The sequence below is a fragment of the uncultured Phenylobacterium sp. genome (genome assembly GCF_902826855.1).
In the GTDB taxonomy this organism is placed as follows: domain Bacteria; phylum Pseudomonadota; class Alphaproteobacteria; order Caulobacterales; family Caulobacteraceae; genus Phenylobacterium.
The window spans coordinates 1-7,344 of record NZ_CADEGK010000213.1 but is presented as its reverse complement, the minus strand read 5'-3'; the positions used below and the strand labels follow the sequence as shown (position 1 = coordinate 7,344).

Here is a 7,344-nt window from a genome sequence, read left to right as displayed (position 1 = left end):
GCCGCGCCGTTGCAGTCGTCCTGGATCAGCTCCGGCGCCACGAAGTCCTGGGCGGCGATGTTGAACAAGGTGATCCAGCGGGTGCGGATCAGCCGCTTCAGTAGGGCGTGGGTGAAGGGGCCCAGGCGGTAGCCCACCACCACCGGGCAGCCCGCCAGCGCCAGCTCCGTGGTCACGGTCCCAGAGCAGGCGAGCGCCACGGTCGCCGCGCGCATGGCGTCCTTCTTGGCCGCCTCGCCCTCCACCACATGGACGCTGTGGGGCCAGCCGGCGACGCGCGACTTTACGAGCTCGGCCACGGTCCTGGCCACCGGGAGCACCACGCGCAGTTCGGGCCGCTCGACCTTCAACCGCCTCACCGCATCCTCGAAGGCCGGCAGCACTCGCGCGATCTCGGAGGGCCGGCTGCCTGGCGCGACCAGCAGGACGGGTGTCTTCGGGCCCGCCCCGATCTCGGCGCGCAGGCGCGCCGGGTCGGCGGTGGCGAAATCGATGGCCAGGGTCGAATTCCCCACGAAACGAACCGCCAGGCCCTCCTTCTCGAAGGCAGGGGCGTCGAAAGCGTGGATGGTCAGCAGCAAGTCGTACGCGCGCGCGGTGGTCCGCGCCCGTCCGGGGCGGGAGGCCCAGACCTGGGGGGCGACGTACTTCACGACCGGGATGCCCTGCTTCCGCAGGCGGTGGGCGACACGCAGGGTGAAGCCCCAGGAATCGATCAGCACGGCCACGTCGGGCCGTTCACGCGCCGCCAGCGCCGCGACCTCGTCGGCCCTGCGGATCACCTTGCGATACGCCAGCAAGCCCTCCAGCAGGCCGAAGATCGACAGGTCGGCGATCCCGAACGGGCTGTTCACCCCCTCCGCCGCCATGCGCTCGCCGCCGACGCCAACGAAGCGGACGCCGTCACCCAGGCGGCGCTTAAGCGCCCGCGCGAGGCCTGCCCCCCGATCGTCGCCGGAAGCCTCGGCGGCGACCAGCATCACGGTGAGCTCTCGGCCGCTCACGGCCCCTTCGGCTCCGGTTGCTCCGGCTCGACGCCCAGGATGAACACGCCCAGTTCGTCGGCCAGGGCGATCACCGCCTCGCGGTCCAGCACCAGCAACCGCCCCGCCTCGCCGACGATGCCCGCCAGTCCGGCGCGGGCTACGCCCTGCACGGTGGCCAGGCCAATGGTCGGCAGGTCCACCCGCGTCTCCTGGATCGGCTTGGGGGCCTTGGCCAGCACGCCCACTCCCGCCCCCGGCCGCCCCTTCAGGTGAGCGGGCAGTTCGGCCACCCGCGCCAGCAAGGCGTCCGTGCCCTCCTGCGCCTCGAGCGCCAGCACCAAGCCGTGCGCGGCAACGGCGGCCTGGCCGATGTCGAGGCGACCGATGGCGCGCGCCGCCTGCAGGGCCATGCGCGCATCCGCCAGCTCGTCCTGGCTGGGCGCCCGCGCGCCCAGCGGGCCAGGCTGCAGCGACAGGTCGTCCATCACCTCGTGCGCGCCCTCGACGACGAAGCCTTCCTTTTCGAACTCACGGACCAGCAGGCGCAGCAGCGCGTCGTCGCCCTTGCGCGCCGTGGCGATCACCCTGGGCAACAGCATGAGGCCGCGCAGGTCGGGCGCCAGGCTGGCGAAGTCCGGCCGCGACACCTGCCCGGCCAGGCAGATGGAGCGGCAACCGGCCCGCCTCAACGCCTTCAGGCACTTGCCGATCTCGGCCAGGCCAACCTCGGCGCCGGCGTAGTCCGACAATCCCTCCCCGGCGAACCCCTTCAGCCGGATCACGAACAGCGGCCGGCCCGAACGTTCGCAGTGCTGGGCGATCTCGACCGGCAGCCCGCCGCCGCCGGCGATGAGCCCCAGCTTCTGCATCACGGCTTCCCGCCGGTCATACTTCCCGGTCCGGCAGGCAGAGCGGGCGGCTCGCGTCGGCGCGGATGAAGTCGATGATCTCCATCACCGGTGCGCTGTTGCCGAAGGTCGTGGCGGTGTCGTCGACCCGCTCCTGGAAGGTGCCCTCTTCGGCGAACAGCAACCGGTATGCCGAACGCAGCTCGCTGATCGTCTCGCGGCTGAACTCGCGCCGCTTCAGGCCCACCAGGTTCAGGCCCTCGAGGTGCGCGTGATTGCCCCACACCATGCCGTAGGGGATGACGTCCTTGGTCACCGCCGCCAGGCCGCCGATGAAGGAATAGCGCCCGATCCGGCAGAACTGGTGCACCGCAGCCAGGCCGCTCACCGTCACGAAGTCCCCGACATGCACGTGCCCGCCCAGCGTCGCCGAGTGCGCCAGCACCACGTTGTCGCCGACCACGCAATCGTGGCCCACGTGGCTCGTCGCCATGTAGAATCCGTCGTTGCCGACCCGGGTGAAGCCATCGCCGCCGGGGGCCGCGATGTGCATGGTCACGTGCTCCCAGATCCGGTTGCGGTCGCCGATCACCAGTTCCGTGGGTTCGCCCCGATAGCCGGTGTGATGCGGCGGCCCGCCCAGGTTGGTGAAGTTCCGCACGGAGCAATCCGCGCCGATCGTCGTGCGGTTTTCGATCACCACATGGGCCATCACCTGAGTTCGCGGCCCGATCTTCACGTGCTCGCCGATGATCGAGAAAGGCCCGATGGTCACGCCATCGGCCAGCTCGGCGCCCTTGGCGACGATGGCGCTCGGGTGGATGTCCACGCTCAAGGGATCAGGTCTCCACCACCATGGCGGCGAACTCGCACTCGGCGGCCACCTTGCCGTCGACCATCGCCTGCCCGGCGAACTTGAAGATGTCGCCGCGGTGGCGGGTTACGCGAACCGGCATTCGGACCACATCGCCCGGCCGCACCGGCGCGCGGAAGCGGCAGTTGTCGGCGCTCATGAAGAAGATGGCCTTGCCGCCGACGTCGACATTCAGGGACTTCGACATCAGCACCGCCCCGGTCTGGGCCATCGCCTCGATTAGCAGCACCGCCGGCATCACCGGATAGTGCGGGAAATGGCCCTGGAAGAACGGCTCGTTCACCGTCACGCACTTGATGCCGACGATGGATTCGGAGGGCTTGTAGTCTTCGCAGCGGTCAACCAGCAGGAAGGGGAAGCGATGCGGGATCCGCTCGAGGATCTCGGTGATGTCGATATCGGTGGGATTTGCCCCGACCGGCGCCTTGCGAGTGGTCATGCGTCTCCCCCGCCCTTGCGGTTCGCCATGCGGGAGAGCCATGCGGTCTCTCGCAGCCAGTGACGGATCGGGCGCGCCGGCATGCCGCCCCAGGTCTCGCCCGCCGGAATGTTCTTCATCACGCCCGCCGCCGCGCCCACGCGCGCGCCCGCCCCGATGGTCACGTGGTCGGCCACGCCGGCCCTGCCGCCGAACTGCGCCCCATCGCCAATGATCACGCTGCCGCTGATGCCGGTGTGCGCGGCCATCACGCAGTTGCGTCCCACGCGGACGTTGTGGGCGATCTGCACCAGGTTGTCGATCTTGCTGTTCTCACCGATCACGGTGTCCTCGAAGGCGCCCCGGTCGATGGTCGTGTTGGCCCCAACTGACACGCCGTCCTGAAGGATCACGCGGCCCAGCTGCGGAATGTCGATCAGCCCCTGCGGTCCGGCCGTCGCGCCGAATCCTGGTTCGCCCACCCGAGCGCCGGCGGCGATCTTCACCCGATCGCCGATGAGGGCGAAGCCGATGCTGACCCCGGGGCCGATCTCACAATCGCGCCCGATCACTACGCCGGGGCCGATCACCGCATTGGCCCCGATGCGCGTGCCGCGGCCGATGTGGGCCGCGGCGCCTATCACCGCGCCGGGCGAGAGCTCGACGTCAGCCTCCAGGATCGCGTCGGCGGCCAGCGCCAGGGGCCCGCCGCGACGCGGTCGATGCAGGCGCTGGGCGGCCAGTGCGTAGGCCGCCTGCGGATTGGCGTGGGTCAGCACCGCACAGCCGGCGGGGACCGCCTCAGCCAGGGCCGGGGCGAGGAAACAGGCCCCTGCCCGCCCCGCCGCCAGTCCGGCGGCATACTTGCGGTCGGCGAGGAAGGTGATGTTCTCGGGACCCGCGTGGGCCAGGATGGCCACGCCGCTCACCAGCCGCTCGGCCGCCTCGGCATCCATCAGTTTTGCGCCGGTCAGGGCGGCGAGTTCGCCCAGACGTATCGGGCCAAGGTCCTCGAAGAATCGCGGGTCGGGCATGGGCCGCCTTCTTAGGCTGTCGGCCCCTGCCCGTCGCGGTCTACCTGCGCGGCGCGGCCGGAGCCGCGGCCGGGCGGGCCGCCGCTGCCGCCGGAGCCGGCTGATCGAGTCGCGCGCGATCGAAGGTCAAGGTCGTGATCTTGGCGTTGAGCGCCGTGGTGACCTGGCCTGTGATGTCCATCGTCGGGTTCGCGGGCAACACCAGGGCCTGACGGTTGATCAACAGGGCGCAACCCTTTTTCTGGTACGCGTCGCGCACGATCGGCTCCAGCTCGTTCATCACCCGGCCGACGGCCTGCTGCTCGGTGAGCTGAAGTTCGCGTTGGCGCTGCTGGGCCTTGCGCTGCAGGGCGTTGTCGCGGACCTGCAGGTCCGCGGCGCGGCGCTCGAGGGCGCTCTGGTCCAGCGTCCCGCGTTGTCCTTCCAGCGTCTTGGCGTCGTTCTGCAGCGTCGTCTGTTCGGTCTGCAGCTCGGCGTTGGCTTGCTGGCCGATCTGCTGCAGACGCGCGACGACGGCCCGGCCGACCGCGGAAGTGGCCAGCACCTCCTGGTCCGAGAAGACGCAGAGGCCGGCGATCGGCGCGCCTTGCGTGATGGGAGCGGCCGGGGGCCGCGCCGGCGCCGCCGCCGGCGCCTGGGCGAAGGCCGCTGTCGCGCCCGTCAGCGCGATTGCGGAGGCGCAGCCGGCGGTGATGAGGGTCTTGAGCGTCATGTTCATTGGAACCTGGTTGATGTGGAGAATCGGAAAGTTTCCTTGCGGTCGTAGGGCTCCTTGGCGAGCACCTTCGAGAAGTCGAACCGGATCGGTCCCATCGGCGATTTCCAGAATACGCTGATACCGGCCGAGGCGCGCAGCGACAGGTCGTCCCGGATACAGGTGTTCCGCGTCCCGACGATGGCCGGCGCCAGGATCATCTGCGTCGGGTCCGTCGGATTGGGGATCGTCCGGCCAAGGCAATCGAACTCGCCGGCCTTGTACAGCTTGTCTTCCTTGTCCAGGAGGCCGAGCGTCCCGACGTCGCTGAACAGGGCGGCCTTGATGCCATACTGGTCGGGCAGGAATGTAGGGACCGTCAGCTCTACCGTGCCAATGGCAAAGGCCTTGCCACCCAAGGCGCTGCCCCGCAGTCCGACAACGCTGCGCGGCCCGATCCCCACTGTCTCGAAGCCTCGGAAGTCCAGGCCGCCCTTGTAGTAGCGGTCGTTGATCCGCACCTTGTCACCGCCCCAGCCGGTGACATAGCCGGTGGAGCCGGCGATCGAGAAGATAATATCCTTGGTGAAGCCGTAGTACCAGGCCGCTTCCAGATCAGTGCGGACGTAGTTCACATCTCCGCCCAGGCCGGCAATATCTTGGTTGAAGTCGACGTAGAAGCCGCGCGTCGGGTTCAGGTAGTCATTGCGCCGGTCCAGCCGGGCACCATAGCCGATCGAGGAGGTCAGCCGCTTGCCGACTTGGTCGCATAACGACGAGGACAGGGTCGCGGCGCCCATGCAAGCCAGGCCAAGGATTGCGATGTCGTCTTGACGGAGGATGTAGCGCAGGGACCCGCGGCTATCGATACTGAGTGGGAAGTTGGCCCGCAGCGTCGTGCCCAACGTCTTGGTCTTGTAGGCTGAGAAATTGGACAGATCGTAGCGGTACCCATAGACGTCAACCCCGGCGGCCACGTCGCGGCCGATGAACCGCGGCTCGGTGAACGAGAAGTCCAGCTGCTGCCGAACGTAGCCGACCGAAACCCGCGCGCGCACGTCCTGGCCACGGCCGCGGAAGTTGCGCTGGGTGATGCCGAGGTCGAGCACCAACTGTTGCACCGACGAATAGCCGGCGCTGAACGACAGCTCTCCCGTCGGCTGCTCCTCGACCTTCACCTGCAACGCCGTGCGGTCCGGGGCCGACCCCGGAACCTCGGTGATGTCGACGTCCTTGAAGAAGCCGAGCGAGCGGATCTGGCGCCTGGAGCGGTCGACCAGGGCGCGGTTGTAGGCGTCGCCCTCCACCACGCTCATCTCGCGGCGGATCACGTAGTCCAGGGTCTGGGTGTTGCCGACGATGTCGATGCGATCCACGTAGACGCGAGGGCCCTCGTTGACCTGGAAGACCACGTCGACCACGCCCTTCTCGCGGTCCGCCGTGTAGCGGGGCCGCACGTCGACGAAGGCGAAGCCGGCGGCGCCGGCGGCGAAGGTCAGGGCGTCGGTCGCCTGCTCGATCTGTTCGTCCTGGTAGGTCTGGCCGGCGCGGACCGGCACCAGGCTCTCCAGGACGGTCTTGTCCAGCTTCTGCAGCGTGGTCTCAACCTGCACCTTGCCGAACTTGTACCGTATCCCCTCGTCGATCGTGTAGGTGATGACGAAGCCATTCTTGTCCGGCGCCAGTTCGGCCACCGCCGATGACACCCGGAAGTCATAGTAGCCGCGGTTGCGGTAGTGCTTGCGCAGCTGTTCCTTGTCGTACTCCAGCCGGTCCGGGTCGAAGTTGGCGTTCTGGGACGAGAAGAACTTGTACCACTTGGTCTCCTCGGTCACGACCACGTCGCGCAGGTCGTTGTCCGAGAAGGCCTTGTTGCCCAGGAAATTGACCGAGAGGATGCCGCTCTTAGGCCCCTCGTCGATCTTGAAGATCAGGTCGACGCGCTTTTGCGGCAGCTCGATGATCTGCGGGGTCACATTGGCCGAGATGCGGCCCGAGCGCCGGTAAAGCTCCACGATCCGAGAAACGTCGCCCTGCACCTTCGAGCGGGTGAAAATGCCCCGCGGCCGCACCGACACCTCGCCGCGCAGCTTGTCTTCCTTGAGGCCCTTGTTCCCCTCGAAGATCACGCGATTGATGATCGGGTTCTCCACCACGGTGACGATCAGGTCGCCGTCCTGAAAAGCGATGGTGACGTTGGAGAACAGCTCGGTGCGGTAGAGCGCCTTCACGGCCAGGTCGGCCTTGGCGGCGTCCACCGTCTCCCCCTGCTGCATCGGCAGGTAGGAGATGACGGTGGACTGCTCGATCCGCTCGTTGCCCTGGACCAGGATGCGCTGGATCGTGCCCCCGGCCTGGACCTGGGCGGCCGCCAGGCCTGGCGTCACGATGACGGCGGCTGAGCCCAACAGCAGGGCAAGGCCGGAAGCAAGCGCAGCGCTGGAGGCGCGGGTTTGAAACATCGAATCAGCCGTTTGAGGGGCGTAAGGG

At 68.4% G+C, this 7,344-nt stretch carries 7 protein-coding genes; all 7 read right to left on the bottom strand.

Annotated elements, in window-relative coordinates:
* Positions 1 to 980: lipid-A-disaccharide synthase (gene lpxB, locus QZV94_RS21110; RefSeq protein WP_293681550.1), on the bottom strand; the 980-nt coding region annotated here is incomplete at its 3' end.
* Between the two features lie 20 nt (positions 981 to 1,000).
* A complete protein-coding gene (locus tag QZV94_RS21105; RefSeq protein WP_293681541.1) occupies positions 1,001 to 1,855 on the bottom strand; it encodes an LpxI family protein in 855 nt (284 codons plus the stop codon).
* Positions 1,856 to 1,871: 16 nt separating this feature from the next.
* Entirely contained in the window at positions 1,872 to 2,663 is a 792-nt protein-coding gene (lpxA, locus tag QZV94_RS21100; RefSeq protein WP_293681547.1) for an acyl-ACP--UDP-N-acetylglucosamine O-acyltransferase, read from the bottom strand.
* A gap of 10 nt (positions 2,664 to 2,673) precedes the next feature.
* Positions 2,674 to 3,147: a 3-hydroxyacyl-ACP dehydratase FabZ gene (gene fabZ, locus QZV94_RS21095; RefSeq protein ID WP_293681538.1), complete on the bottom strand. Its 474-nt coding sequence runs from the start codon at positions 3,145 to 3,147 to the stop codon at positions 2,674 to 2,676.
* Entirely contained in the window at positions 3,144 to 4,160 is a 1,017-nt protein-coding gene (gene lpxD, locus QZV94_RS21090; protein WP_293681535.1) for a UDP-3-O-(3-hydroxymyristoyl)glucosamine N-acyltransferase, read from the bottom strand. Before lpxD ends, fabZ begins: the two co-directional genes overlap by 4 nt.
* Positions 4,161 to 4,200: 40 nt before the next feature.
* Positions 4,201 to 4,878 (bottom strand): OmpH family outer membrane protein, encoded by a 678-nt coding sequence (locus QZV94_RS21085; RefSeq protein ID WP_367255036.1) that lies wholly within the window; start codon positions 4,876 to 4,878, stop codon positions 4,201 to 4,203.
* The gene (gene bamA, locus QZV94_RS21080) at positions 4,875 to 7,316 is read right to left on the bottom strand and encodes an outer membrane protein assembly factor BamA (protein WP_293681532.1); all 2,442 of its coding nucleotides are present in this window, start codon (positions 7,314 to 7,316) and stop codon (positions 4,875 to 4,877) included. The genes QZV94_RS21085 and bamA overlap by 4 nt, the downstream gene beginning before the upstream one ends.
* Between the last annotated feature and the right edge of the window lie 28 nt (positions 7,317 to 7,344).